Origin of the sequence: Microbacterium sp. M3, assembly GCF_033548675.1 — a bacterium.
Classification (GTDB): domain Bacteria; phylum Actinomycetota; class Actinomycetes; order Actinomycetales; family Microbacteriaceae; genus Microbacterium; species Microbacterium arthrosphaerae.
In genome coordinates this window covers 956,791-983,598 of record NZ_JAWTZT010000001.1, presented here as the reverse complement: position 1 = coordinate 983,598, position 26,808 = coordinate 956,791, and the positions used below count along the sequence as shown (strand labels likewise).

At 71.0% G+C, this 26,808-nt stretch carries 18 protein-coding genes; 3 read left to right on the top strand and 15 right to left on the bottom strand.

All coding sequences use genetic code 11. The annotated features are described in order from the left end of the window. Positions 1-18: 18 nt before the first annotated feature. The 12 genes from R8Z57_RS04440 to R8Z57_RS04385 all read right to left on the bottom strand — a co-directional run bounded on the left by R8Z57_RS04440 (position 19) and on the right by R8Z57_RS04385 (position 18,087). Positions 19-1,335 carry an alpha-galactosidase gene (locus R8Z57_RS04440; protein WP_318352532.1) on the bottom strand — a complete coding sequence of 439 codons (1,317 nt, stop codon included), beginning with the start codon at positions 1,333-1,335 and terminating at the stop codon, positions 19-21. Next, positions 1,332-3,800 (bottom strand): beta-galactosidase, encoded by a 2,469-nt coding sequence (locus tag R8Z57_RS04435; RefSeq protein WP_318352531.1) that lies wholly within the window; start codon positions 3,798-3,800, stop codon positions 1,332-1,334. Before R8Z57_RS04435 ends, R8Z57_RS04440 begins: the two co-directional genes overlap by 4 nt. Next, positions 3,797-5,317, bottom strand: a complete 1,521-nt coding sequence (locus R8Z57_RS04430; RefSeq protein WP_318352530.1) for an alpha-N-arabinofuranosidase — start codon at positions 5,315-5,317, stop codon at positions 3,797-3,799. The genes R8Z57_RS04435 and R8Z57_RS04430 overlap by 4 nt, the downstream gene beginning before the upstream one ends. A gap of 87 nt (positions 5,318-5,404) precedes the next feature. Next, positions 5,405-6,688, bottom strand: a complete 1,284-nt coding sequence (locus tag R8Z57_RS04425; protein WP_318352529.1) for an ABC transporter substrate-binding protein — start codon at positions 6,686-6,688, stop codon at positions 5,405-5,407. A 59-nt stretch (positions 6,689-6,747) separates the two neighbouring features. Further along, positions 6,748-8,844, bottom strand: a complete 2,097-nt coding sequence (locus R8Z57_RS04420) for a beta-galactosidase (protein ID WP_318352528.1) — start codon at positions 8,842-8,844, stop codon at positions 6,748-6,750. 41 nt (positions 8,845-8,885) lie between these two features. Beyond that, a complete protein-coding gene (locus R8Z57_RS04415) occupies positions 8,886-9,530 on the bottom strand; it encodes a DUF624 domain-containing protein (protein WP_318352527.1) in 645 nt (214 codons plus the stop codon). A gap of 48 nt (positions 9,531-9,578) precedes the next feature. Beyond that, positions 9,579-10,502: a carbohydrate ABC transporter permease gene (locus R8Z57_RS04410; protein WP_318352526.1), complete on the bottom strand. Its 924-nt coding sequence runs from the start codon at positions 10,500-10,502 to the stop codon at positions 9,579-9,581. Further along, positions 10,499-11,494, bottom strand: a complete 996-nt coding sequence (locus R8Z57_RS04405; protein ID WP_318352525.1) for a sugar ABC transporter permease — start codon at positions 11,492-11,494, stop codon at positions 10,499-10,501. Before R8Z57_RS04405 ends, R8Z57_RS04410 begins: the two co-directional genes overlap by 4 nt. A gap of 72 nt (positions 11,495-11,566) precedes the next feature. Continuing rightward, the gene (locus R8Z57_RS04400; RefSeq protein ID WP_318352524.1) at positions 11,567-12,871 is read right to left on the bottom strand and encodes an ABC transporter substrate-binding protein; all 1,305 of its coding nucleotides are present in this window, start codon (positions 12,869-12,871) and stop codon (positions 11,567-11,569) included. A 760-nt stretch (positions 12,872-13,631) separates the two neighbouring features. Continuing rightward, positions 13,632-14,726, bottom strand: a complete 1,095-nt coding sequence (locus R8Z57_RS04395; protein ID WP_318352523.1) for a Gfo/Idh/MocA family oxidoreductase — start codon at positions 14,724-14,726, stop codon at positions 13,632-13,634. Between the two features lie 393 nt (positions 14,727-15,119). Beyond that, the gene (locus tag R8Z57_RS04390) at positions 15,120-16,907 is read right to left on the bottom strand and encodes an ABC transporter ATP-binding protein (protein WP_318352522.1); all 1,788 of its coding nucleotides are present in this window, start codon (positions 16,905-16,907) and stop codon (positions 15,120-15,122) included. A 145-nt stretch (positions 16,908-17,052) separates the two neighbouring features. Beyond that, a complete protein-coding gene (locus R8Z57_RS04385) occupies positions 17,053-18,087 on the bottom strand; it encodes a LacI family DNA-binding transcriptional regulator (RefSeq protein WP_318352521.1) in 1,035 nt (344 codons plus the stop codon). Positions 18,088-18,417: 330 nt separating this feature from the next. Between R8Z57_RS04385 and R8Z57_RS04380 the strand changes: the two genes are divergently transcribed. Genes R8Z57_RS04380 through R8Z57_RS04370 form a run of 3 tightly spaced genes read left to right on the top strand, consistent with a single transcriptional unit; the run spans position 18,418 to position 22,172 of the window. Continuing rightward, a complete protein-coding gene (locus tag R8Z57_RS04380; protein WP_318352520.1) occupies positions 18,418-19,419 on the top strand; it encodes an ABC transporter permease in 1,002 nt (333 codons plus the stop codon). Positions 19,420-19,432: 13 nt separating this feature from the next. Next, a complete protein-coding gene (locus tag R8Z57_RS04375) occupies positions 19,433-20,389 on the top strand; it encodes a carbohydrate ABC transporter permease (RefSeq protein WP_318352519.1) in 957 nt (318 codons plus the stop codon). Between the two features lie 31 nt (positions 20,390-20,420). Next, the gene (locus R8Z57_RS04370) at positions 20,421-22,172 is read left to right on the top strand and encodes an ABC transporter substrate-binding protein (RefSeq protein ID WP_318352518.1); all 1,752 of its coding nucleotides are present in this window, start codon (positions 20,421-20,423) and stop codon (positions 22,170-22,172) included. Positions 22,173-22,484: 312 nt separating this feature from the next. On the opposite strand, the gene R8Z57_RS04365 is transcribed toward R8Z57_RS04370, so the two are convergent. Genes R8Z57_RS04365 through R8Z57_RS04355 form a run of 3 tightly spaced genes read right to left on the bottom strand, consistent with a single transcriptional unit; the run spans position 22,485 to position 26,755 of the window. Next, on the bottom strand, positions 22,485-23,090 hold the full coding sequence (locus tag R8Z57_RS04365; protein WP_318352517.1) for a DUF624 domain-containing protein: 606 nt from the start codon (positions 23,088-23,090) through the stop codon (positions 22,485-22,487). A 54-nt stretch (positions 23,091-23,144) separates the two neighbouring features. After that, the gene (locus tag R8Z57_RS04360; RefSeq protein WP_318352516.1) at positions 23,145-24,134 is read right to left on the bottom strand and encodes a LacI family DNA-binding transcriptional regulator; all 990 of its coding nucleotides are present in this window, start codon (positions 24,132-24,134) and stop codon (positions 23,145-23,147) included. Continuing rightward, on the bottom strand, positions 24,128-26,755 hold the full coding sequence (locus R8Z57_RS04355) for a glycosyl hydrolase family 95 catalytic domain-containing protein (protein WP_318352725.1): 2,628 nt from the start codon (positions 26,753-26,755) through the stop codon (positions 24,128-24,130). Before R8Z57_RS04355 ends, R8Z57_RS04360 begins: the two co-directional genes overlap by 7 nt. Between the last annotated feature and the right edge of the window lie 53 nt (positions 26,756-26,808).

The following is a 26,808-nucleotide window of genomic DNA, read 5'->3' as shown; positions in this document are numbered from 1 at the left end:
TGCGCGCCGACCTGCGGCTCATGCGTGACCTCGCGCTCGGAGGAGCACGCACCCGTGCGGCTCCAGCGCGAGACGGACGACCGAGCTGCCGGGGGCGACGCCGCGCGCGGCATCCGACTGCTCGTGAACGACCTCGACCGCGACCGGCGCGCCGGCCCACAGGTCGACGACCGCGGCCGGCGTCGGCCCGAGTCCGACCGAGCGCTTGTCGAAAGGCACCTCACGCGCCTCGTCGGCGGTGTTGAACACGGCGACCCACCGGGTGTCGCCGCGCGACGCCGCCCACACCACGAGGTCGCGTTCCCGCAGCAGCTCGCGGTTGCCCGCCGAGTCGCGCAGGATCTCGAGCACGTCGTCGTTCGTGAAGAGCGCGATCGTCTCGGGGGCGCTGGTCGGCAGGTCACCGCCGATCATGAGCGGGGAGCGCGCCATGACCCAGAGGGTCACCAGCGAACGGCGCTCGGCGAGCGTGAGCGCGTCCTCGCGCGGTTCGCCGCGCTCGGCCCGGATGCCGATGCGCCCGAGCGGCAGCATGTCGGCGTCGGGCCAGCCCTCCGGGCCCGCGAACGGCGCCCACCGCGCGAGCCGGGCGAAGTTGGCCTCGACGCCGTCCCACCGGTCCCACAGGTCGTCGCAGATCCGCCACATCGTGGCGTGCTGCCGCAGGTGCTCGAGGTGGGCGGCCGACAGGTCGCGCCCGGGTGACAGTGACAGCGCGATCTCGCGGTGCGCCGTCTCGATCGCGGTCGAGAGGGCCTCGATCTCGGCCGCCTGATACGGCCACAGCAGGTCGTCGGCCTTGAGGAAGTCCACGCCCCACATCGCGTACTGGTCGGCGAGGGAGTGGTAGTAGGCCGCCGCCCCGGGAGCCGAGTGATCAAGCCCGACGTAGTGCGGATTCCACTCGCAGGCGTTCGCCGGGTCGGCCACCGCCGAGGCGGTGACGCCGGCCCCGAGGATCGGCAGGTCGCGCTCGACCGCGATGCGGGGGATGCCGCGCATGATGTGGATGCCGAACTTCAGGCCCAGCTCGTGCAACCGCGCGGCGAGCGGTGCAAACCCCTCGCCGCCGGCCGCCGAGGGGAAGCGCACCGGATCGGGCTGCACGCGCCCGTACTCGTCGATCACGAGCGGGGCGGACTGGTTGTAGCCGTGCGCGCGGGCGGTGGGGTCGGCCCAGTCGATGTCGACGACGATCGTGTCCCACCCGTGGCGCAGCAGGTGCTCGGCCATGAACTCCGCGTTGGCGAGCACCTCGGCCTCGGTCACGGTGGTGCCGTACGAGTCCCAGCTGTTCCAGCCCATCGGCGGGGTGGGTGCCTTGCGCAGCGTCATCGCCGCCTCCTCGGGTCGCCGTCGCCGTGGTCACCGTTGCCGTTGCCGTTGCCGTCGCCGTTGCCGTTGCCGTTGTCGTCGTCGGCGCGGGTGCCGGCTTCGTGCCAGAGCGCGCGCTGCTCGATGCGGGCACCGTCGAGGGTGCACAGCATGCCGCGCGGGGCCGCGAGCCGTGCGGCCGCGTCGGCCGGCAGGTGCACGCCGCTGTCGTCGCGCAGCGGCAGCACCCGCAGCTCGACGTGCCCGCCGGGCGTCGCGCCGGCGTCGCGCAGGTGCACCATGAGCTCCGAGCCCTCCCAGAACCGGTCGGTCACCGTCTCGCCGTCCACGCGCAGCTGCGCGACGTCGCCGGCCCACGCGATCCGCAGCACGGCGTCGTCTTCCACCCAGTCGGGCACGTCGATGCGGTACACCGCCGCGTGCGCGTCGAGGACGGCGTCGGCGGGAGCGGCCTGGCGTCCGTCGCGCGAGCCGTATTCGCCCGACGGGAGCGTCGCGGCGCGCACCAGGCGGGCGGTGACGGATGCCGCGGCCGCGGCGCCCTGCGCGTGGTGCCAGTCCGGAGCGCTCCAGGCGCCGCCGGCGTATTCGCGCACCCGCGGCTCGCGGCCGCTCGCCCGCACCGAGAGGGTGCCCTCGACGTCGGAGGTCACCTCGTCGGCGGAGAGGAGCAGCCGGCGCCGCCCGCCGGCGTCGACCACCCAGACGCTCGTCGCCTCCGCGGCGGGCAGCACCAGCACGTCGAGCGCGGCGCCGTGGGGCTCCTCGATCCGCACCGGGGCGAGGCCCGGCTGCAGCCGGTGCGCGACGCCGTCGTGGCACAGCTCGACGGGAATGCCGGCGTCCTCGATCAGCACCAGCGTCGGCACGCCGTCCTCGGTCGACGCCGGCAGCACGGTGAGGGCCGAGGCCGTCGCCCACTCGATCGCGACGCCGCCGAGCTCGAGGCGCAGCGGCCAGCGCGCGAGGGTGCCGGGCGGGATGTCGACCGGCGCGCTCGGCAGCTCGACCGAGCCGTCCGCCGTGTCGATGCGCAGCTGCGCCCCGCGATACGCGGTGAGCGGCACGTGCGGCTGGTGCCACCCGATGAACACGAAGCCCGCGCCGTCGTCGGCGCGCACGGCCCAGCGCAGCGTCGTGGAATCCGCCACACCGGACGGGCGGGCGTCGGGCAGGTGCGACGCCATCGGCGCGAGCCGGTCGCCGAACGCCGCGATGAACGCGTGCTGCAGCCGCAGTGCCGCGTGGCTCGCCGACGCGCGGCCGGCCTCGCCGATGGGCGCGTGGAAGTCGTAGCTCAGGCGCGTCATGTCGTTGGGGTACCCGGTCGCCTGCGTCTCTTCCAGGCCGGGGCCGGGGTTCGTGCCGCCCGCGTACATGTAGTAGCCCTGCCACGCCGATCCGCTGCCGAGCTTGGCGTGGGCGATGGCGGCGATGTCGAGCGCGTCGGGCCGCGGCCGCCGGTGGTACGCCGTGGCCATGCCGCCGCCGAGCTCGCATGTCGCCGCAGGGAACCAGGGCGAGAGGTCGGCGCGGCCGCCCGCCTCCTCGCCGCGGACGTCGGCGCCGATGCCCGGGTCGTCCCACGTGGCGGAGAAGAAGTAGTGCGCCCGGAAGGTCGCATCCCACGGGCCGTCGGGATCGACCCAGAACCCGTCGCCGTACCCGCCCCAGAGCGGAAGCACCTCCGGGTCGGGCAGCTCCGCGCCGCCCCACGCGGTGGCGGTCCACAGCGGTGCCGACAGCCCCGCCTCGCGCGCCAGCCGCTTGAGGGTCACCAGGTGCCCCGGCTGGTCGTAGAGCTCGTTCTCGAGCTGGAGGCCGAGCAGCGTGTCCGGGTTCGCGCGCCCATCCAGAGCCCGCGCGAGCGTCGCGAACCAGTCGCGCACCAGCTCGAGGTAGGCGGGATCGTCGGTGCGGTGCCGCACCGGGGCCTGCTGCACCCAGTCGGGGAACCCGCCGTTGCGCATCTCGCCGTGCGCCCACGGACCGATCCGCAGGATGAGCTCCAGCCCTTCGGCGCGTACGGCGTCGACGAACGCGGCGACGTCGTAGCGTCCGTCGAACCGCGCGTGGCCGCGCACCGGCTCGTGATGCAGCCACGGCACATACGCCGACACGACCGAGATGCCGCCGGCGCGCATGAGGCGCAGCCGGTCGATCCACCGCTCGCGCGGGACCCGTGTGTAGTGCAGCTCACCCGACACCGGCAGCCACGGCCGCCCGTCCCGCACCAGGGCGCGGCTCGTCAGCTGCAGGCCCGGCCGCGCGTCTTCGTCGTTCGCCATCCGGGGCCGACGCTCCTCGCGGGCGGCCCCTGTCGCGTCGAGCCGCAGCGGCGCGACCGGCGCAGTGCGGTCGTGGTCGGTGGAACTCGGAGATCCGGCCGGAATCGGCCCGGTCGTCGTGAGGAGGCCGTCGTGCGCGGGATCTCCGACGCCCGCCGGCAGCGCAGCGGTGCTCATGCGAGCCGGACCGCCGCCCACGAGACGGCCGGAAGCTCGATCGACAGCTCCTCGCCGTCGACGGATGCCGCGGCCCGGCGCACGCTGACGCGCCCGGGCTCGCCGAGGGTGTTGGCGGCGTACAGGTCGTCGTCGTGGAGCAGGTGCGTCTCGACCACCTCGACCGGCCGGCCGAGGGCCCGCACCAGCGGGGCGAGGTCGACGCGGAGGGTCGCGGCATCCGTCGTCGAACGGTTCACGACGAAGAGCGACACGCCCTCGTCGTCGAGGGTCGCCACGGCGTTGACGGCGGCCACCTGTCCGTGGGCGGCGCTCGCGAACGTCGCCGACTCGACCGGGACGCGGATCGCGCGGCCCTGCGCCAGTCGCGAGGTGATCGAGAACGGGAAGAAGGTCGTCTGCCGCCAGGCGGGACCGCCCGGCTCGGTCATGATCGGGGCGATGACGTTGACGAGCTGGGCGAGCGAGGCCGAGCGCACCCGGTCGGCGTGCTGCAGCAGCGTGATGAGGAGGTCGCCGAAGACCACGGCGTCGAGGGCGTGATACTGGTCCTCGAGCAGCCGCGGCGCGACCGGCCAGCCCTGCTCCGCGGGCTTGTCGTTCTGTCCGCCCTCCTCGTTGTGCAGGTACCAGACGTTCCACTCGTCGAACGAGATCATGATGCGCTTGTCGCTCTTGCGCGTCGCGGCGACGGCGTCGGCGATCGCGACGACCGACTCGATGAAGCGGGCCATGTCGACGCCCGATGCGAGGAACTCCTGCGCGTTCCCGCCCTGCTCCTGGTAGTAGGAGTGGCACGAGATGAAGTCGACGTCGTCGAAGGTGTGCTCGAGGACGGTCCGCTCCCACGCGCCGAAGGTGGGCATCGAGCGCGCCGACGAGCCGCACACCACCAGCTCGACGCCCGGGTCGATCATCCGCATCGCCTTGGCGGTCTGCGACGCCAGCTTGCCGTAGTCGTCGGCGTTCTTGTGACCCACCTGCCACGGGCCGTCCATCTCGTTGCCGAGGCACCACATCTTCACGCCGAACGGCGTCTCGCGGCCGTTCGCGGCGCGCCGGTCGGTCCACGCGGTCTGCGCCTCGACGTTGGCGTACTCGAGCAGCTCGAGCGCCTCCTGCGTGCCGCGCGTGCCGAGGTTGACCGCGAGCATCAGCTCGCTGCCGACCCGGTCGAGCCACGCCTGGAACTCGTGCAGCCCCACCTCGTTCGTCTCGGTGGAGTGCCAGGCGAGGTCGAGGCGGCGCGGGCGCTCGTCCTTCGGGCCGATGCCGTCCTCCCAGCGGTATCCCGACACGAAGTTGCCGCCGGGGTAGCGGATGGTCGAGACGCCGAGCTCCTCGACCAGCGCGATCACGTCGGTGCGGAACCCCTCGTCGTCGGCCGACGGGTGCCCCGGCTCGAAGATCCCGTCGTAGATGTGGCGTCCGAGGTGCTCGACGAAGCCGCCGAACAGACGGCGGTCGATGTCGGCGATGTCGTGGTGCGGGTCGAGGCGGGCGGCGGCGGCGTTCATGGGGGTCCTTCCGGGAGAGAAGAGAGGCGGATGCCGCGGCACGAGGCCGTGCCGCGGCATCCGCCCGCGTTCGGGTCGGGCTCGACGTCAGCCGAGGATGGCGTCGGCCTCCGCGAAGAACTGCGTCACGGCGTCGTCGACCGAGAGGGCGCCCAGGCCGATCGACTTGCCGAGGTCCCAGAAGGTCTGCTCGAGCGAGCCGTAGCCGACGACGGGGACCGGCGGGGCGTCGCCGATGCGGTCGGCGGCCGAGTCGATGTAGTCGGCGACCTGCTTGTCGGCGCCCTCGAGCGTGGTGCCCTCGAGCTTCGAGCTGGAGGCGGGGAAGCCGAGCGTGGTGCCGAAGATCTCACCGGCCTCGGGGCTGTTCACGACGTAGTCGAGGAAGATCGCCGCGGCCTCGGGGTGCTCGGTGTTCTCGGCGATCGCGACCTGGAGACCGGCCTGGCGGTAGAGGTCCTTCGAGCCCTCCTTCGCCGTGGGCGGCGCGACCAGCGAGATCGAGGAGGAGCCCGAGTCGGCGAGGTAGCCGCCGAGGAAGTTGCTCCAGCTCATCTCGCTCGCCGTGATGCCGGCGCCGAAGCCCGACTTCGGCGAGAGCTCCTCGAGCCGCTGCTGCGGCACGGTGACGCCGTCGCGGATGTCGTCGCCCGACTCCCAGAATTCGCGCAGCTCGTCCTCGGTGAAGCCGAGCTCGCCGTCGTCGGTGTAGAGGTTTCCGCCGTTCGCGCGCAGCACGAGCTCGAACACCTGGATGCGCTGGGTGTAGTCGGTGCCGCCGTAGACCGTGCCTCCGGTCGCGTCGGTGACCGACGCCATCCACTCGTCGAAGTCGGCGAAGCTGGTGCCGCCCTCCGGCGCCTCGACGCCCGCCTGCGCGACGAGGTCGTCGTTGACGAAGTTCGCCCACAGGCTGTAGCCGGTCGGCAGCGAGTACTGCACGCCGTTCAGCGCACCGGTGCCCAGCAGCGACTCGTCGAACGTCGTGGTGTCGATGTAGTCCGACACCGTCGCGAGGTCGAGCAGGTTGCCCGACTCGCCGTACTGGCGCAGGTAGCTGTCGGAGAACTGGAACACGTCGGGCAGGCCGCCACCCGCGGCCTCGGTCTGGCGCTTCTCCCAGAAGCTCGGGAAGTCGGTGAACGAGGTGTTGACCGTGATGTTCGGGTACTCCTCGTTGAACGCCGCGATCAGCTCGTTGTATCGCGTGGCGCGGTCGTCGTTGCCCCAGAAGGCGAAGTCGAGCGTGACCTTCTCGTCGGGGTCGTACGCGGCGGCGTCGCCCTGGGCGCCGCCGGCGCAGCCGGCCAGGACGACAGCGGCGGACGCCGTCAGCGCGGCGGCGGCGAGCAGTCTGCGAGGTGCGGGCATGGATGTCTCCACTTTCTTTCGGGTCGGGTTGGATCGGGTGCGGTCAGGGTCGGTCGGGTTCAGGGCACGACCGCGACGGCGGGCGCCGTGGCGCGTGCCGGCGACGGCACGACGTCTGCCGGCGCCGCAGCCACGGGCGCGGTGACGAAGGCGACGCCCTGGGGGTCGAGGACGACGCGGTCGGTGACGAGGCCGGTCTCGGCATCCGTCCCCTCGATCGCGATCTCGACGCGGTCGTCGCCGTGGTTGATGAGGGTGACGAGGCCGCCCCGGCGCGCGGCCTCGACCCCGGCGGGAAGGCCTGCGACGACGGGACGGACACCGGATGCCGCGACCACCGCGTCGACGATCGCCGCGATGCCGTCGGGGTCGGGCTGGGTGGCGGTGTACCAGGCTGCGCCGGCGCCGAAGCGGTGCCGCGTCACGGCGGCGGAGCCGGTCTGCGGGCCGGACGCGAAGGAGGCGACGACGTCGGCCCCGGCGGGGTGCACCGACTCGGCGACCAGGCGGCCGGTGTGGGTCGTGTCGCCGACCGCGAACTCGACCGTGGCCCCGGCGGTCGCGGGCACGGCGTGGAGGGCGTCGGCGGCCAGCGCGCCCACGCCGCTGGCGCTCGCCGCCGTCCCGGCGAGGGCGCCGAAGTCCTCGAAGCGCAGGCCCAGCACGGGGCCGAGCTGCGTGAGGAAGCCGCCGTCGCGGAACTGGTCGTGAGCGTCGACGATGTCGGTGAAGGGGCCGGTGAGGAGCGTCCCGCCGTCGCCGACGAACCGGCTCAGGGCCTCGGCGCCCTCGTCGCGGAGCAGGTACAGTGCCGGCGCGACGACGAGGTCGTAGGGCGAGCCCGCCTCTTCGGGACCGATGATGTCGACCTGGATGCCGCGCGCGTGGAAGGCCCCGTACCACTCGAGGACGAGCGCGAGGTAGTCGATCCGCGTCGGGTGGTCGCGCTCCTCGACGGCCCACCAGTTCTCCCAGTCGAACACCAGCGCGACCTGTGCGTCGCCGCGCCCGGGGGCGGGAAGGCTGGGCAGCGCGGCCAGGCGCGCGCCGAGCTCGGTCACCGCGTCCCAGGTGCGGGTCTCGGTGCCGGCGTGGGGGAGCATCGCGGAGTGGAACTTCTCGCTGCCCGCCCGTGACTGGCGCCACTGGAAGAACATGATGCCGTCGGCGCCGCGCGCGACCGACTGGGCGGTCTCGGCCATGAGCGCGCCGGGACGCTTGCCGGCGTTCGCCGGACGCCAGTTGACGGCATCCGTCGCCTGCTCCCACAGCAGCCACGGCACCCCGGGCTTGAGCGAGCGCACGAGGTCGCGCTGGAAGGCCGCGTCGCGCACCCGGTGCGGGTTCGCCGGGTCGGGGTAGCAGTCGTCGGCGATGACGTCCATGAAGGGCGCCCACCGGCGGTAGTCCGCGGGCTTGAACGGCCCCATGAAGTTCGTCGTGATGGGCTGCGTCGCGCCCGCCGCGAGCAGGATCTCGCGCTCCATCAGGTAGCACTCGAGCAGCATGTCGCTGGTGAACCGGCGCCAGTCGAGCATCGACGACGGGTTGTGGCTGTAGGGCGCGAGGCGCGGCGGGAAGACCTCGTCGAACGACCCGTACCGCTGCGACCAGAAGCTCGTGCCCCATGCCTCGTTGAGCGCCGCGACGGTGGCGTACTTCTTCTCGAGCCACGCGCGATACGCGTCGCGCGCGGCATCCGAGAAGTCCATCCAGAGGTGGCAGCCGAACTCGTTGCCGACGTGCCACATCACCACGGCGGGGTGGTGGGCGTAGCGCTCCGCGAGGCGCCGCACGAGCTCGCCCGCGAGGCGCCGGTAGGTGGGCGACGACGGCGCGAAGTGCTGCCGGCTGCCCGGCCAGTACGAGGCGCCGGACTCGTCGGCCGGGAGCGTCTCGGGGTAGGTCGCGCTCACCCACGGCGGGGGAGACGCCGTCGCGGTCGCGAGGTTCACGGCGATCCCGCCGGCGTGAAGCTTGCCGATCACGGTGTCGAGCCAGTCGAAGTCCCACACGTCCTCGGCGGGCTGGATGCGCGACCACGCGAAGATGCCGAGGCTCACGATGTTCACGCCGGCCTCGCGCATGAGGCGGACGTCCTCGTCCCACACCTCTTCCGGCCACTGGTCGGGGTTGTAATCGGCGCCGTACAGCACGTCGACGAGCTCCTTGATCTGGCTTCGGGTCGGTGAGGGGTTCAGCGGTGGCGGCGCGCGGGTACGGCCATCACCGCGAAGGCGGCGCAGCCGAGCCCGGCGATGAGCAGGGGCGGCAGCATCCACGTCACGACGGCCACGAGGCCCGCCGCAGCGGCGAGGTACACCGCACCGATCGGGTCGGGCGCGAGGGCCGACGGGATGCCGCGGACCGCCGCGCGCCAGCCGTGTTCGGGCGTCCACGACCCGGCGGCGACGAGCAGCGCGACCGCGCCGACGACGAGCCCCGCCCAGCCGACGACCGCGATGACCGTGCCGCCGGGAAGGGCGCCCGAGCCCGCGAGGTCGATGTCGAGCAGCAGCAGGAGGGCGAGCGCGATCGCGACCCCGCCGACGGCGAGGCCGCCGGGCAGGGCCTTGCGGAACTCCTGCCAGAACGTGCGGACGTGGGACTGCTCGGCGTTCGCATACCGGCGGAGGTGACGGATGCCGGCGGCCAGTGCCGCGGGAAGGGTGATCACGAGGATCCCAGCCGCAGTGATGAGGAGCCCCGTGAGCAGCACCTCGCCGAACAGGGCGAAGGCGCCCTTGGCGCCCGGGTAGCGGGCAGGCTCGCGCTCCTCGAGCGTGGGCCCGCTGCCGGACGCGTCGGCCCGGCGGGCGGCACGAAGTGTCTTGCGGTCCATGGGGTGCGGCATCCTTCCTCCTCGGTTCTTGCGGGGATCGTCGAGGTGTCAGCCCTTGAGGCCCTGGGTGGCGACGCCGTCGACGAGGAAGCGCTGGAACACCAGGAAGAACAGCAGCACCGGGATCAGCGCCACGAACGACGCGGTGACGGTGGCGCCGTAGTCGCTCGTGGAGGTCTGGTCGTTGTAGAGGCGGAGGGCGATGGGGAGGGGGTAGTTCTCGGGGCTGGTGAGGTAGAGCAGGGGTCCGAGGAAGTCGTTCCAGGCCCAGATGAACGCGAAGATCGAGCAGGTGATCAGGGCGGGCTTGATCAGCGGCAGGATGATCGACCAGAAGATGCGCATGTGGCCGGCGCCGTCGATGCGGGCCGCTTCGTCCATGTCGCGGGGCATCTGGCGGATGAACTGAACGAGCAGGAACACGAAGAATGCTTCGGTGGCGAGGAACTTCGGCAGCAGCAGCGGCCAGAACGTGTCGATCATGTCCAGGCGCTGGAAGATGATGTACTGCGGGATGATCACGACGTGGAACGGCAGCAGCAGCGTGCCGATCATCGCGGCGAACATGATGCCGAGGCCCTTGAACTGGATGCGCGCGAACGCGTACGCGGCCAGCGATGACGAGAGCAGCACGCCGATCACGGAGCCGGCGGCGATGATGAGGCTGTTCAGGAAGAACCGCCACATCGGGACGCCGGCGATGCCCTCCATCACCTTCGCGTAGTTGGCCAGCGTCGGGTTCTCGGGGAGCAGTCCCATGTTGGAGCCGAACTCGCTGTTCGGCTTGAACGTCGAGAACAGCAGCCACACCAGCGGATAGAGCACGATCGCGGTGATGGCGAGGAGGACGACGAACCAGACGACGGTCTGCCACGTGGAGCGCTTGACCTTGCGGCGCGGCTGCTGCGGGGTGGCGTCGAGCTGGTTCTCGAGGGTGGCGATGGCGGGTTCGCCGAAACTGGTGGTGCTCATCGGTTGTCTCCGGCGTAGTGGACCCAGGAGCGCTGGGTGCGGAAGAGGATGAAGGCGATGATGGCGACGACGATCAGCAGTACCCACGCGATCGCGGCGGCGTAGCCCATCTGGCCGTCCGAGAACCCGCGCTTGTAGAGGTACAGGGTGATGAAGTTCGTCATGCCGGCGGGGCCGCCCGAGCCGTTGGAGATGATGTAGGCGGAGGCGAACACCTGGAATGCGCCGATCAGGCCGAGCAGCAGGTTGAAGAAGATCACGGGGCTCAGCATCGGGAGCGTCACGGCACGGAACCGGTGCCAGGGGCCGGCGCCGTCCATCTCGGCCGCCTCGTACAGCTCCTTGGGGATCTGCTTCAGGCCGGCGAGGAAGATGACCATGGTGGCACCGAACTGCCAGACCGCCAGCAGGATCATCGCGGGAAGCACGAGCGCCGGGTTGCCGATCCAGCCGCCCAGGTCGATGCCGATCGCCGACAGGGCGTTGTCGACCGGGCCGTCGGAGCCGAACATCGCCCGCCACACGATCGCCACCGACACCGACCCGCCGATGAGCGACGGGGCGTAGAACGCCGAGCGGAAGAACCCGGCGCCGCGGTCGCGGTAGTTCAGGAGCATCGCCACACCGAGAGCTGCCGCAAGGGTGATCGGGGTGCCGACGAGGACGTAGATCAGGGTGATCTGCGCGGACTGGATGAACGCCGGGTCATTGGTGAACATCCGGATGTAGTTGTCGAGGCCGATCCACTTCGGCGGCGAGAAGATGTTGTAGCTCGTGAACGACAGGTACAGCGAGTACGCCATCGGGATGAGCGTGAGGCCGAAGAAGCCCACCAGCCACGGGACCAGGAACCCGTAGCCCGCGAGGCTCTCGCGCACGGCCCGCTGCCGCTGGCCGGGCCGGTTCGCGTGCTCGGGCCTGCTGCGGCGGAACAGGGACCGGCGTGAGGATTCCTCACCGGTCACGATGACTCTGGTCGCTGTGGTGCTCACGGGACTCTCCGATACGGGTGTGTGGAGTGGTGTTCCGGGCCCGGGCGCAGCTGCACCCGGGCCCGGAAGCTGTCACTGGTTGAGGACGACGTCCATCTCGGCGAAGAACTGCGAGACCGCGTCCTCGACGGTGATGGTGCCGAAGCCGAGCTCCTGACCGAGCTGACGGAACTTCTCCTCGAGGCTGCCGTAGCCCACGATCGGCACCGGCGGGGCGTCGCCCAGGCGGTCGGCGATCGACGCCTCGTACTCGGCGATCTGCTGGCCCAGCGGGTCGAGCTGTGCGGCCTCGAGGGCGGTCTCCGAGGCGGGGAGGCCGCGGTTGGTGCCGAAGATCTCACCCGACTCGGGCGAGTTGATGAGGAAGTTCACCAGCGTGGCCGCGGCCTCGGGGTGCTCGGTGTTCGCGGCGATGGCGTGCAGCATCGAGGGCTTGAGATAGAGGTCCTTCGCACCCTCTTCAGTGATCGGGGGCGCGACGAGCCCCAGCTCGGTGTAGCCCTCGCCGAGGTTGCCCAGGTAGCCGGCGCCGAAGTTGTCCCAGGTGAGCTCGCTCGTGGTCAGCGCCGCGTCGAAGCCCGACTTCGGGTAGACCTCTTCGAGGGTCTGGGCCGACACTCCGATCCCGTCGCGGATGGCCTGGCCCGACTCCCAGAACTCCGTCAGGTCGTCTTCGGTGAAGTTCGGCTCGCCTTCGTCGGTGAAGAGGTCCTCGCCCTTGCCGCGCTGCTGGATCTCGAAGTTCTGGATGCGACCGGTGTAGTCGGTGCCGCCCCAGACGCTGCCGCCGCCGGCGTCAGTGACCTCGGCCATCCAGTCCTGGTAGTCCTCCCAGCTGCCGCCGCCCTCGTAGGCCTCGACGCCCGTGGTCTCGAGCAGCTTCGGGTTGAGGTACATGCCCCAGGCGTTGGTCGACGTGGGGATGGCGTAGGTCGTGTCGTTGACCACGCCGATGCCCAGGATGTTCTCGCTGAGCGGGTCGGTGTCGATGATGTTGCCGAGGTACGGGTCGAGGTCGTGGAGCAGGCCGTTCTCGGAGTACTGACGCAGGTACGAGTAGTCGAACTGCATCACGTCGGGGAGGTTGCCACCGGCCGCCTCGGTCTGACGCTTCTCCCAGAACTCCGGGAAGCCGAGGAACGAGGCGTTCACCGTGATGTTCGGGTACTCCTCGTTGAAGGCCTCGATCGCCTGGTTGTACAGGTCGGCGCGCACGTCGTTGCCCCAGAAGGCGAGGTCGAGCGTGACCTCCTCGTTCGGGTCGAACGTGGGCGCGGCGTCGGGAGCGTCTTCACTGCCGCCGGCGCAGCCGGCCAGGACCAGTGCGGCGCCGGCCGCGATGGCGGTGACGGCGAATGCCCGCTTCTTGCTGAACATCCTTGTCCTCTCTTGAACGTCTGCGTTCGCAACTCCGCGTGTGAGACGTTCGTCGTCTGTGTGTGCGGTGGGTGGCGCATCCCTTGGTGCGTATGGTGCTGCTGCTGGAAAGCGCTTGCCCGCTACGGTACCTCCTCTAAAAACGTTTCGCAAGACGTCGTCTCGAGATATTTGAACGATTCAGTAACGGGCGAGCGGGCGGTGCCGGGCTCGTCGCGGTCGTGCTCGACAGGCCCGGCCCGACGGCGTTCCTCAGGAAAACCGGGCGTGGACAGGAGAAGATCGCGCCGAGCCGTCCTGCGGAAGTGCCGTTCACCTGTCGGAGCGCGGCGAGGACGTGCGCGGGCGCGGGTGCGGAGGAGATTGCGCGGAGACGGATGCCGCGGCTCGGCGCTCTGCGCCGGGCGCCCCGGTCGGTCGGGGCTCCTGCAGGTGAACTGTTCCAGGGCAGGACGGGATGCGGCATCCGTCTCCTGCCGAAGCCCGGTTGACCTGTCGGGCAGCGAGGCGGGGCTGCCGGTGGGGGTGGGTCGCGTGACGGACCCGGGGACGGATGCCGAAGCCCGGCGCTCTGCGGCGGGCGTCAGTGCGCGGGCGCCCCGGTCGGTCGGGGCTTCTGCAGGTGAACTGTTCCAGGGCAGGACGGGATGCGGCATCCGTCTCCTGCCGAAGCCCGGTTGACCTGTCGGGGTGGGCGGGGTGGGGCGGACCGCGTGACGGACCGGGGCGGATGCCGCGGCCCGGCGCTCTGCGGCGCGCGTCAGCGCGCCGGGCGCAGGTCGATCACGGTGCTCGCGAAGCTTTTGCGGTGGGTCGGGTGCGCGGCGAGGTCGGCTGGCGTGATGACCCGGCCGTCGGCGTCGGCCGAGGCGTAGATCGCCGCCACCAGCTCGATCGAGCGCGCCGGCGCGTCGGCCGTGGGCGGCAGGGGCGACCCCGAGCGGAGCGCGTCGAAGACGTCGCGCAGCAGGGGCGCGTGGTCGCTGCGCTCCTCGGGGCCGGTGAGCGCCCAGGTGCCCGCTTCGTCGCGATCGACGTGGGGCGCCTTCGTGATGCGCCAGTTCTCGTGGCCGTGGCCGTACAGGTGGTCGACGGTGATCGTCGCCTTCTCGGTGTCGATGCGGATCGTGCTCGTCTCTCGCGGCGAGAGCGTGCTCGAGACGACCTGCGCCACCACCCCGCCCTCGAACACGACCGTCGCGGTCGAGACGTCCTCGGTCTCGGTCTCACGGTCGAGGCGCCAGAGGCGGCCCTCGACGCGGGCCCAGTCGCCGAGCAGGAACGCGAGGAGGTCGATCTGGTGGATCGCGTGCCCGAGCGTCGTGCCGCCGCCCTCGGTCTCCCACTTCCCGCGCCACGGCACGGCGAAGTAGGCGGCGTCGCGGTACCAGAGGGTCTGGCACTGAGCGACCAGCGGCCGCCCGAGGGCGCCGGAATCGAGCAGGCGCTTGACATGGGCGGCGGCCGTGCCGGTGCGCTGCTGGAAGACCACCGCGAGCTGCCGGCCGGCGGCGGCCGCGGCATCCGTCATCTCCTGCAGCTCGTCCAGCGACGGTGCCGGGGGCTTCTCGACCACCACGTGCGCGCCGGCGGCGAAGGCGGCGAGGGTCTGCGCGGGGTGGGCGCCCGGAGGGGTGCAGACGTGCACGACGTCGGGCCGCTCGGCCGACAGCATCGCCTCGAGGTCGTCGTACACGGCCGGGGCGTCGTACGCCGAGGCGAACGCCTCGGCCGAGGCTCGGCTCAGGTCGGCGACGGCCACGAGCTCGGCATCGGGGTAGGCGGCGATCGACTTCGCGTGGGCGTGGGCGATCGCGCCGGTGCCCACGATGACGCAGCGGAGGGTGTCGGTCACGGTGGCTCCTTCGGGTGGATCGTGAGCGGATGCCGCGGCCCGCGGCATCCGTCTCGTCCAGGGTAGGCGGCGCAAGAGGAAAGCGCTATCCCGGCGGGTCGGCGGCCACTATCCGTTCGCAACTCAGGATGAGTGCCCGAGCAAGCGCTTCTTCCACGCCTCCGGCGAGATTCGTCCTGAGTTGCGAACCACACGGGATCGTGCCGCACACCCGGTCCGGGCGGAAGGTGCTATCCCGCTTTCGGTGACGGTCGCATCGGTTCGTAATTCAGGATGATCGGCCGGCGCACGCGTCAGGACCGCTTCTGGCGAGGTTCTTCCTGAGTTATGAACCGCACGGCCGCGCCGGACGCCCTCCACCCCGCCGGACGGCCGGCGCGAGCGCCGCCGGTGTCAGTGCGGGAGGCCGGCCTGGGTGGCGTGCAGGTGCGCGTAGCGGCCGCCGGCGGCGAGGAGCGCGTCATGGCCGCCGACCTCCACCACCTGGCCGTGCTCGAGCACCACGATGCGGTCGGCCTGGCGGATGGTCGACAGCCGGTGCGCGACGACGAGCGTCGTGCGGCCCTTCATGAGCCGGTTCAGCGCCTCTTTGACCAGCTCCTCCGACTCGGGGTCGAGCGCCGAGGTCGCCTCGTCGAGCAGCAGGATGCGGGGATCGCGCACGAGCGCCCGCGCGATCGCGAGGCGCTGGCGCTGGCCGCCCGACAGGCGCGCGCCGCGCTCGCCGACGACGGTGTCCCAGTCCTCGGGCAGCCGGTCGACGAACTCGGCGGCGTTGGCGTCGCGCAGCGCCTCGCGCAGGCGCCCGTCCGACACGTCGTCGAGTCCGTACGCGATGTTCTCGCGGATCGTGCCCTCGAAGAGCACCGACTCCTGCGGCACGACCGAGACCGACTGCCGCACCGTGCGCAGGTCGAGCTCCTGCATGTCGGCGCCGTCGAGCAGGATGCAGCCGGCCGTGGGCCGCACGAACCCGAGCACGAGGTTGAGCATCGTCGACTTGCCCGAGCCCGACGACCCGACGAACGCCACCGTCTCGCCCGGTGCGATGTCGAGCGAGACGTCGTGCACGGCGTCGCGTTCGGCACCGGCGTAGCGGTGCGTGACGTGCTGCAGCTCCAGATGACCGCCGACCGCGGCGACGGCGCGCTTGCCCTCGTTCTGCTCGAGGTCGGGCTCCTGCAGCACCTCCGAGATCGAGCGCATCGACTCCATGCCCCGGGCGCCGACCGGGATGAGCATCAGCAGCGACGTCAGGCCCTGCGTGAGCAGGGTGAAGTACGTCGAGAGCAGCACGACCTCGCCCGGCGTGATGGGAAGCACGCCCGTGAGCGCGAAGACGGCCGCGAGCACGAGGCATCCGAGTCCGAGCAGCTGCATCGTGACCCACGAGATCGAGGCGACGTGGCCGTTGAGCATGTCGAGGTGCAGGCCCGCGCGGCGCACGCCGTCGGCGCCCGCCTGCACGCGCGACACGGCGGTGCGCTCGAGGCCGTGCGCCCGGGTCACCGGGATGAGCGACGCCATCTCGCCGACGCGCGCCGCGAAGCCCTCGACCTCGCGGCGGAACACCTCGTTGCGAGCGCGCGACCGGCGGCTGAGCGCGGCGCGCAGGCCGAGCGCGATCGGGACGGCCAGCGCGTAGACCGGCAGGAATTGCGGCACCGCGATCGCGGTCATGACGATCGCGCCGCCGAGCACCATGATCGACGACAGCAGCGGGTGGGTCACCTGCTGCAGCATCAGCTCGACGTTCTCGACGTCGCGCACGACCTTGGTCTGCACGATCGACGAGCTCACCCGGGTGTGGTAGCCGATCGACAGGCTCTGCAGCCGGGCGGCCAGCGCGTTGCGCAGATCGGCGCCGGTGTCACGCACGACCGTCATGAAGTTGCGCGTGTAGACGATGTGCATCGGGTAGTTCTGGATCAGCAGCAGCGCGGCCACCCCGAACCAGATGAGCACCGTCGACACGTCGCCGCCGCTCGCGACGAGGTCGATGATCTCGGCTGTGACCACGGGCAGGAACCACAGCGGGATCTCCTTGCACGCGAACGCGAGGATCGCCACGGTCATGCGGCCGGGTCGCCGGGCGAGCAGGCGCAGGACGGAGCGGGCGGGTTTCGGGTGCTGGGCGATGCCGATCACGCGGATGGCGCCGGTAAACGCTTTCTGCGTCATGCTGCAATGGTAGACGGATGCCGCGGCCCCGGCGCGGCGAAGGGTGCAACATGTCGCATCACGCTGCCGCGACGGCTCGGCGCGTCGCGCTGCCTGCAACCGTGCGCCGCGGCGCGGCGCGGAGCGCGTGCTCGCGGTGATCGCGTCAGCCGTGCGTCGCCGCGCGGAGCGCGTGGCCGGCGGTCGACGCGCGGACCACCAGCTCGGGCTGGTAGACGACGTTGCCGAGCTCGGCCCCCGCGGTCCCCGCGATGCGGGCGAGCAGGATCTCGGCCGCAGTGCGTCCCATCTCACGCGCCGGCTGGCGCACGGAGGTCAGCGGTACGCCCGCGATCGCGGCGAACTCGATGTCGTCGTAGCCGACGACCGCGACGTCGTCGGGCACGCGCACGCCCTGCGAGATGAGTCCGTGGACCACTCCGATCGCGAGGTGGTCGTTCGACGTGATGAGCCCGTCCGGCCGGTCGGCGGGGGAGCGCGCCGCGAGCTGCTCGCCGAACGCGCGGCCGAGGTCGGAGGTGGTGCGCCGGGTCCAGATCGGCTCGACCGTGACGTCGGGGTGGGCGGCGGCCGCCAGGCGCGCGCCCTGCAGGCGCTCGCGCACCTGTCGGACCTCCTCGCGGGCGCCGACGAACGCCAGCCGCCGCCGGCCGGTGCTGATGAGGTGCTCGGCGGCGAGCCGGCCGCCGGCGACGTCGTCGAACGAGACCGAGGGCAGCTCGCCGGTGTCGTCGACGGCGTCGACCAGGACGACGGGGATGCCGCGCCCCCGCAGCCGCTCGAGCCAGGGCTCGAGCGGTCCGAAAGGGCTCACCAGCGCGCCTTCGACCTGCACGCGCTCGAAGAGCTCGAGGTGGTCGCGCTCTTTGGCGACGTCGTCGCTGGAGTTGCCGACGAGCACGCGCAGACCCGCGCGCGACGCCGCGTCTTCGGCCCCGGCGACCATGTCGGCGAAGAACGGGTTGGCGATGTTGATGACGGTCATGCCGAGCAGGCCGGACCGCCCGGCGCGCAGCTGCTGCGCGGCCTGCAGTGGCACGTAGCCGAGCTGATCGGCGGCCGAGCGCACGCGCTCGACGAGGCGCTCGCTCACCATGTGCGGGCGGTTGAGCGCGTTCGAGACGGTGCTGATCGAGACGCCGGCGCGCTGTGCGACATCGCGGATGCCCACTCGCTTCATGTCGCTCGTTCCGTCCTGGTGTGCGTGACACGCGCCGGGTCGCGCCCCCGGGCGCCCGATCGGGTCCATGGTAGGCGTTTTCCGCCGGGCGGCAGCGGAGCTGGTCGATCCGTCGATCGTTACCCCGGCGTTACACCTCGACATTTGACGAATCCGATGCACCCGCCTACTCTTCAATCGAAGCGGTTCGAAATCGAAGCGATTCGACATCGGAACCCCCGATTCCGCCCCGGCGGAGCGACAGCCACGTACACGAAGGAGTGACATGGAACGACGTCATGCTCACCCAGCGGCACCCGCCCACGGCGCCTCCCCCCGGGGCGCCGCCCGATGACGACCCAGGCGCAATCGCAGGTCGTCTTCCAGGAGGCGGCGGTCCACAACCTCGACAAGAACGCGAAGAAGCGCCGCGGCCGGCGGCTGCGTCCCGCGGGGTCGAAGACGTCGTTCAAGCTCTTCCTCTGCATCGTGCCGTTCCTGGTGCTCGCGTTCCTGTTCTCGTACCTGCCGCTCTACGGGTGGATCTACTCGCTGTACGACTACAAGCCGGCACTCGGGCTCGAGGGCAGCGAGTTCGTCGGGCTGCAGTGGTTCCAGATGCTGGTCTCGTCGCCCACGCAGATGGCGCAGATCGGGCAGGTGCTGCTGAACACCCTCGCGATCAGCTTCCTGGGCATCGCGACCTCGGTGCTGCCGCTGTTCTTCGCGATCCTGCTGAACGAGATCAAGGCGCCGTGGTTCCGCAACTCGGTGCAGACCCTCACCGCGCTCCCCAACTTCATCTCGTGGGTGCTGGTGTACATGATCGCGTTCTCGCTGTTCTCCAGCTCCGGGCTCGTGAACGACGTGCTCAACGACGCCGGGCTGATCACCACGCCCATCAAGTTCCTCGACAGCGACCAGAACGTGTGGCTCACCATGACGCTCTGGAGCATCTGGAAGGGGCTGGGCTGGGGCGCGATCATCTACCTCGCCTCCATCGCGGGCATCGACCAGTCGCTGTACGAGTCGGCCCGCATCGACGGCGCCGGGCGCTTCCAGCTGATGCGGCACATCACGATCCCGCAGCTGATGCCGACGTACCTCGTCCTGCTGCTGCTGTCGATCGCGAACATCCTCAACAACGGGATGGAGCAGTACTACGTGTTCCAGAACGCGTTCAACAAGGAGTACATCCAGGTCCTCGATCTGTACGTCTACAACATCGGCATGACGGGCAACAGCCTGTCGCTGGCCACCGCGATCGGCATGCTGAAGAGCCTCATCTCCGTGGCGCTCCTGCTCTCCGTCAACGCGATCTCCAAGCGCGTCCGCGGCGAATCGATCGTGTGAGAGGACCCGGATCATGACCACGACGATGACCAAGACGATCACGACCACCGATCGCCGCGACACCTCGGCTCGCTACCGGCCCACGGTCGGCGACATCCTCTTCCGTGTGGGGAACTACGCGCTCTTCGCGCTGTTCGCCCTCATCTGCGCGTACCCGTTCTATTACCTGATCATCAACTCGGTCAGCGCCAACGACGTCTCCGCGCTCGGCGACGTGCGGCTGTGGCCGGTGGGCTTCCACCTGTCGAACTACGCCCAGGTCTTCCAGCTGCCGGGCCTGCCGATGGCGACCGTGGTCAGCATCGGCCGCACCGTGCTCGGCACGCTGCTCACGGTGCTCGCCTCGGCCTTCCTCGGGTTCATGTTCACCCAGACGCGCATGTGGGGCCGCAAGTTCTGGTACCGCTTCCTCATCATCACGATGTACTTCAGCGCGGGCCTCATCCCGGTCTTCATCATCATGAAGACCCTCGGCCTCACCAACAACTTCTGGGTCTACGTGCTGCCGTTCGTGGTGCAGCCGTTCAACGTCATCCTCGCGAAGACCTACGTCGAGTCGATGCCGAAAGAGCTGCAGGAGGCCGCCGAGATGGACGGTGCCAACATCCTGCAGGTGTTCTTCCGCGTGTACCTGCCCAACATGACGCCGATCCTCGCGACCATCGCGATCTTCAGCGCCGTGACGCAGTGGAACAGCTTCCAGGACACCCTGATCTACATCACCGACCAGAGCCTCTACACGCTGCAGTACCTGCTCTACATGTTCATCAACCAGGCGTCGAGTCTGGCTCAGGCGGCCCAGAACGCCGGCGGCAATCTCGGTCAGATCGCCGGCGTCGCCACCGAGCAGACGCCCACGTCGATACGCATGACCGTCTCGGTGCTCGTCGTGCTGCCCATCATCTTCATCTATCCCCTGTTCCAGCGCTTCTTCGTGAAGGGCATCATGCTGGGCGCCGTCAAGGGTTGACGGCGGCCGGTCCCACCAAGAAAGGAAAGCAATGAAGCTTCGAAAGAAGGTGTCCCTGGCGGTCGTCGCGCTCCTGGCCGCGGGGTCGCTGGCCTCGTGCAGCGCCGGCGGCAACGACTCGCAGGGGCCGATCGAGGAGTTCCCCGAGAAGTGGGACGAGCAGATCACGATCGACGTCTTCGACGGGCTCGCGAACTACATGGGCGTCCAAGAGGGCTGGTTCGGCAAGCTCGTCGAAGACAAGTTCAACATGAAGCTCAACATCATCGCCCCGAACGTCGCGGGCGGCGGTGACACGCTCTACAACACGCGCGTCTCGGCGGGCGACCTCGGCGACCTCATCATCACCGACAAGGGCCAGAAGCTCGACGAGCTCATCGAGGGCGGGCTCGTCCAGGACTCGTCGGACTACTACCCGGCGATGGACAACGTGGCCCAGTTCGAGGCGGCCGTCGACAAGCTGAACGAGGACAAGGGCGGCGTGTACGCCTTCCCGTCGTCGGTCTCGTCGCTCCTGCCGACCGAGCCGTCGGAAGGCCTCAACCCGACCTTCGGCCCGTACACGCGCTGGGACTACTACAAGGAGCTCGGCTACCCCGAGATCGGCACCCTGGAGGACCTGCTCCCGGTGCTCGCCGACATGAAGGCCGCGCACCCCACGGCCGACAACGGCCAGCCGGTCTACGGGTTCTCGCTGTTCAAGGACTGGGACGGCAACATGATGGTCACGGCCAAGCAGCCGGCGACCTTCTACGGCTACGACGAGATCGGCTTCGCGCTGGCCAAGGCCGACGGCTCGGACTACCAGAGCATCCTCGACCCCGAGAGCCAGTACATGCGCAGCCTGAAGCTGTACTTCGACGCGAACCAGCTCGGCCTCGTCGACCCCGAGTCGACCACGCAGAACTACGACACCCTGTTCTCGAAGTTCCAGAACGGCCAGGTGCTCTTCTCGTGGTGGCCGTGGCTCGGCCAGTCGGCGTTCAACACCGACGAGAACATGGCCGCGGGCAAGGGCTTCGAGATGGTGCCGATGGCCGACCAGGAGATCTTCTCCTACGGCGCCGAGGCGTACGGCGGCAAGCAGGTGTTCGCGATCGGCTCCAAGGCCGAGGACCCCGAGCGCATCGCCGCGTTCATCGACTGGTTGTACTCGTCCGAGGGCGCGTACGCCAACAGCGCGCAGACCGGTGGCTCGGCGGGCCCGCAGGGGCTCACGTGGGATGTCAACGACGCCGGCGAGCCCGAGCTCACCGAGTTCGGCACGCAGGTGTTCCTCGGCGGTGGCGGAACGGTTCCCGAGGAGTGGGGCGGCGGCGAGTACGCCGACGGCGTCTCGGCGCTGAACCTCTCGTCGGTGCTGCCGATCGAGGTCGACGAGGAGACCGGCTTCCCCCGCAGCTACACCTTCTGGCCGAGCTACCAGGCGGCGACCGCGAACGCGCTGACCGAGGACTGGTCGGCCAAGATGGGCGACGCGACGTCGACCATGGAGTACCTGCAGGCCAATGACCAGGTGCTCGTCGCCCCGGGTGCGAGCTTCACGGTGCCGGCGGACGACTCCGAGACCGAGACGCTGCGCAACCAGGTCAAGGAGATCATCAAGCAGTTCTCGTGGCAGATGGTCTTCGCCGAGAACGAGGCGCAGTTCGAGTCGCTCCGCGACGAGCTCATCGAGACCGCGAACGGCCTCGGCTACGAGAAGGTGCTCGAGGTCGACATGGGCAACGCCGAGGCGCAGAACGACGCGCGCATCGCGGTGACGGAGGAGTTCGCGAACTGACCCGCTGAACACCACGCGAGGGCCCGGGATGCCGCATCCCGGGCCCTTCGTCGTGCCCTCGTGACTGTGCTCCCTTCTTCCCCCTCGTGAGTTGTCGTATGTGCACGCGACACGCCAGCGTGTCGCGTGCACATACGACAACTCAACGGTGGCGGTGGCGGCGGGGGTCCGTGCGGGATGGCGGCGACCGCCGCGCGGCCGCGTCGGGCGGGGTGGAAGGCGGATGCCGGGGGCCGAGGCATCCGGTTCCGCGGCGGGGAGGGGACGGATGCCGGGGGCCGAAGCATCCGTTCCGCGAGAAGCGCGCGGGGGTCAGGCCTCGTGGCGGGCGAAGACGCTGCGGAACAGGAACGCCGTCGCGTAGGCGCCGACAGAGAATCCGACCGTGAGGACGATGATGCCGAACACCGGGAACAGGATCGTCAGCGCCACGAGCGTGACCGGGATGAGCAGCACGCCGAGGGTGCGCACCGGTTCGGCCGCGGGCAGGAGCAGCGCGTTCCGGAGGGTCTGGCGCACCGAGTTGCGGAAGTACGCCACCTGCGCCATCGCGTAGAGGAACGCGGCGAAGAAGTACGCCCCGCCCAGCAGGGCCACCACGCCCGCGACGCCGCCGAGCACGGTCGGCATGGCGAACCAGAAGACGGTGGAGAAGCCCAGCAGCGCCGCGGGCAGCAGCAGCGCGAGCATGAGCGCTGTCGCGCGCCCGAAGTTGGCGCGGAAGGCCGGGAAGAAGTCCTTGAGAGGCCGGCCGCTCTCGTCCTCGGAGTACCGGAGCGTCACCTCGTAGAGCGCGCTCGTCGCCGCACCGATCGTGAGGATCGGGAGGCACAGCAGGGCGAACAGCAGGTTGAGTCCGACGAAGGTGAGGAAGGTCGAGAAGCCGTTCAGCGCTCGGCTCTCGGGATCGATCCGCATGCGGACGTCACCTGCCCTTCGCCGCGGACGCCGGCCGGGGTGCGCGCCGGCCCGTCACGGCGCGGTGGGCGTTCCGGTCAGCGCGGGCGGCAGCAGGCGCACGGCGGGCTGGGAGCCGTTGGCGAGGATCTCGCAGATCATGTCGGTCGCGGCGGCGCCGATCCCCTCGGCCGGCACCGCGATGCTGTCGGCGAGCCCCGGGACCGACCGGGCGACGTCGTCGGGGCACAGCGCCAGCACGGCGAGGTCGTCGCCGCGCTGCCGGGCACTCCGGCCGATCGTCGCCGCCACGTGCGGCAGCGCGCCCTCGTTGTGCACGAAGAAGCCCGTGATGTCGGGGTTCTCCGTCATCACCGCGTCGACCGTGGCGACCGCCTCGGTGGTGCTCGGGCAGGCGTGCACGCTGCCGGTCACGCCGCTCGCCTCGCAGGCGGCGAGGAACCCCCGCACCAGGCGGTCGGCGTACGAGGTGTGCCGCGTCATGACCTCGGGCGGCGAGCCGATGAGGGCGAGGCGCCGGTGGCCGAGCGCGACCAGGCGGTCCACCGCCAGCCACCCCGCCGCCTCGAAGTCGAAGTCGACGCAGGGGATCGCGCGCCGGCCCTCCGGAAGCCCGATGAGCACGCTCGGATGCCCGAGGCCCGAGAGCGTCTCGATGCGCGGGTCGTCGGACTCGACGTCCATCACCAGCAGGGCGTCGACCATCGATCCCTTCGCGGCGCGCTGCAGCGCCTTGGCGTCGTCGCTCGCCAGCAGCAGGATGTCGTAGCCGTGCTTGCGCGCCTGGGTCACGACGCCGGTGACGATCTGCATCACCACGTGCACGTCGACGCCGGTGCGCAGCGGCGCCTGCAGCCCGATGACGTTGGTCGACCGCGACGCGAGCGAGCGGGCGCCGGCGTGCGGGCTGAAGCCCAGGCTGTCGATGGCCTTCTCGACGCGGGTGCGCGTCTCCTGCGAGATGGCGCGCTTGCCGCTCATGACGTACGAAACCGTCGAGATCGATACTCCCGCCGCCTGCGCGACGTCCGCGATCGTCACCATGACGTCCCCTGTCCTCCTGTATCGATCGCCCACTTCGTCCCCGGGGCGAGGTCGTACGTCCCGAGCGCGCCGTCAGGCCCGCTCACCATCATTGTGACCGCTCGCGCGCCGGCCGTCAGTCGCGCGCGCACCAGCCGTCCCGCGGCCCATTCGACGTCGACGGACACGTCGCCGCGCGCACGCAGTCCGCGCACGGCGCCGTCGGGCCACGCCGGCGGCAGCGCGGGCAGCAGCAGCAGCCGCACGCGAGCCGCCTCCGCCTCGCCCGCACCCGCGACTCCGTCGGCGTCGGCTTCCCCGGCGAAGGACTGCACGAGCGCCTCCGCGATCCCGGCGGTGAGGCCCAGATTGCCGTCGATCTGATACGGCGGGTGGGCGCTGAAGAGGTTGGGGTACACGCCGCCGCGATGCGCCGACCCGCCCTCGGTGTCGGCGCCGGCGGGCCGGAGCGCCATGCGCACCTGCGCATGCACCGCGGCTCCGTCGCCCAGCCTCGCCTGCATCGCGGCCCGCCACGCCAGGGCCCAGCCGGTCGACTCGGCGCCGCGCAGACGGATGGATTCGGATGCCGCATGCGCGAGGTCGGGCGTCTCGTCCGGCGTGATCTGCGCCAGCGGGAAGAGGCCGACGAGGTGCGAGAGGTGACGGTGCTGCGGCTCGGACTCGGTCCGCTCGCGATCCCACTCCAGGAGCTCGCCCCTGGGCCCGACCCGGGGGCGGGGGAGAGCGCGCGTCCGCGCGCAGAGCTCGGCGACCCACGGCTCGTCGAGGCCGAGGACTCCCGCGGCGGCCCGACACACGGCGGCGAGCTCGCGAAGCAGCGCGACGTCCATCGTGGCGTTCACGGCCACGCCGCGCTCCCGCCCGCTCTCATCGAGGTAGTGGTTTTCGGGCGAGGTCGAGGGGCTCGTCCAGGCGCGGCGGTCGTCGCCCTGGATCCACGACAGTGCGAACGCGGCCGCCGATGCGAGCACGGGCCAGGCATCGTCGCGGAGGGATCCGGCGTCGCCGCCGAACGCGTAGCGCTCCCACAGGTGCAGCGCGAGCCACACGCCCCCGAGCGGCCAGTTCGCCCACGCCGGGTCGCCGTGGCCGGCGCCCACCGGCGCCGCGTGGGCCCAGGCATCCGAATTGTGGTGCGCGACCCAGCCGTCGGCCCCGTAGAGATCCCGTGCGACAGCCGGCCCGGTCGTCGTCGCGAGACGCCGCGTGAACGCCAGCAGCGGCTCATGGCACTCGGGCAGCGCGGTCGTCTCGGCGGGCCAGTACGCCATCTGCGTGTTGATGTTGAGGGTGTAGGCGCTCGACCACGGGCCTGGCAGCTCGGCGTTCCAGAGCCCCTGCAGCGTCACCGGCAGCCCGCCCGGCTGCGAGGACGCGACCAGCAGGTAGCGGCCGTAGTGGAACGCGAGCGCGGCGAGCGCGGGGTCGTCCACCTCCTGCGCGCGCCGGACGCGCTCGACGGTGTCGACCTGCGCGGCAGCGCCCGCCGCGGGCAGCGTCAGGGCGCAGCGGTCGTACAGCGCGCTGTGCGCTGCGGTGTGCGCGTCGCGCAGCTCACGGGCGGTCGCCGCGACGTCGGAGGAGGGACGGATGCCGCGCAGCACGTCGGTCGCGCGCGCGACGGCGTCGCGGGGGTCGACCGGTTCGCCGGGCAGGCCGGGAGCGGTCGCCGTCGCGACGGCGACCAGGTGCGCCGTGGCCGGGGCGGACGCCAGGGCGCCGTCGACGATGCCGGACGGGCCGGCCGAGCGCACGACGACCGCGGCGTGGCGGCCGATGCTCTCGTCGTACCGGATGGGCTCGTCGGGGTGCTCGTGGCCGGGCGCGACGTCGACCGGAAGCCACCACTCGGTGACGAGGTCGCCGTCGGCCGCACGGGCGGATGAGCGCGGTCGCAGCAGCGATCCCACCTCGAGGAGCACGCGCACCGGGGCGCTCGCGGTGATCTGGTGCATGATCGCGCCGGTGACGAGGTCCGCCCAGGTGCGGTGCCGGACTGCGACGCCGTCGATCGCGTACTCGTGTGTGGCGACGCCGGTCGCGAGGTCGAGCCGTCGCGCGTGCGTCGAGGGCGTTTCGTCTCGCTCCGCTCGCTCAACGACCGGGTCAGGGGAGGGCGTTTCGTCTCGCTCCGCTCGCTCAACGACCGGCTCTGAGACCGGGTCCGAGTCCCGGTCGTTGGGCGAGGGAGCGCCGGCGACCGAGACGAAACGCCCAGGACCCGGCGTCGAGCCCGGGGTCGCGGCATCCGTCTCCACGGTCACGTCGATCCAGCCGAGCGGGAGGTACGCCTGCACCCACGGCGTCTGCATGCCCTGCAGCAGCGACTCGGCGTCGTCGAGGGAGCCCGTGTCGATCGCGGTGCGCACGGCGTCGAGGGCATCGGGGCCGCGGGTCGTCGTGCCCGCGAGCGGGTGGCCGCCAGCGCTTCCCGACCACGCCGTGATGTCGTTCAGCCACAGCCTGTCGCCGCCGGCGAGTCCCGCGCACATGGCGCCGCGGATGCCGTTGCCCACCGGGTACGCCTCCAGCCAGCGCGCGGCCGGCGTCGCCGCCGACAGCTCGTGAAGAGCGTCGAAGCGAGGGGTGGGGGCCGCGTCATCGCGGCGCGTGGACATCGTCACAGGCTTAGTATACGGTCTCAGTGTTGAAGCGCTTCGAAAGTTCGATA

Bases quoted from the DNA above. Each gene is read 5' to 3' on its own strand.
- R8Z57_RS04440 (WP_318352532.1), bottom strand. From the start codon at position 1,335: ATGACGCTGCGCAAGGCACCCACCCCGCCGATGGGCTGGAACAGCTGG.
- R8Z57_RS04435 (WP_318352531.1), bottom strand. From the start codon at position 3,800: ATGAGCACCGCTGCGCTGCCGGCGGGCGTCGGAGATCCCGCGCACGAC.
- R8Z57_RS04430 (WP_318352530.1), bottom strand. From the start codon at position 5,317: ATGAACGCCGCCGCCGCCCGCCTCGACCCGCACCACGACATCGCCGAC.
- R8Z57_RS04425 (WP_318352529.1), bottom strand. From the start codon at position 6,688: ATGCCCGCACCTCGCAGACTGCTCGCCGCCGCCGCGCTGACGGCGTCC.
- R8Z57_RS04415 (WP_318352527.1), bottom strand. From the start codon at position 9,530: ATGGACCGCAAGACACTTCGTGCCGCCCGCCGGGCCGACGCGTCCGGC.
- R8Z57_RS04410 (WP_318352526.1), bottom strand. From the start codon at position 10,502: ATGAGCACCACCAGTTTCGGCGAACCCGCCATCGCCACCCTCGAGAAC.
- R8Z57_RS04400 (WP_318352524.1), bottom strand. From the start codon at position 12,871: ATGTTCAGCAAGAAGCGGGCATTCGCCGTCACCGCCATCGCGGCCGGC.
- R8Z57_RS04390 (WP_318352522.1), bottom strand. From the start codon at position 16,907: ATGACGCAGAAAGCGTTTACCGGCGCCATCCGCGTGATCGGCATCGCC.
- R8Z57_RS04385 (WP_318352521.1), bottom strand. From the start codon at position 18,087: ATGAAGCGAGTGGGCATCCGCGATGTCGCACAGCGCGCCGGCGTCTCG.
- R8Z57_RS04380 (WP_318352520.1), top strand. From the start codon at position 18,418: ATGACGACCCAGGCGCAATCGCAGGTCGTCTTCCAGGAGGCGGCGGTC.
- R8Z57_RS04375 (WP_318352519.1), top strand. From the start codon at position 19,433: ATGACCACGACGATGACCAAGACGATCACGACCACCGATCGCCGCGAC.
- R8Z57_RS04370 (WP_318352518.1), top strand. From the start codon at position 20,421: ATGAAGCTTCGAAAGAAGGTGTCCCTGGCGGTCGTCGCGCTCCTGGCC.
- R8Z57_RS04365 (WP_318352517.1), bottom strand. From the start codon at position 23,090: ATGCGGATCGATCCCGAGAGCCGAGCGCTGAACGGCTTCTCGACCTTC.
- R8Z57_RS04360 (WP_318352516.1), bottom strand. From the start codon at position 24,134: ATGGTGACGATCGCGGACGTCGCGCAGGCGGCGGGAGTATCGATCTCG.
- R8Z57_RS04355 (WP_318352725.1), bottom strand. From the start codon at position 26,755: ATGTCCACGCGCCGCGATGACGCGGCCCCCACCCCTCGCTTCGACGCT.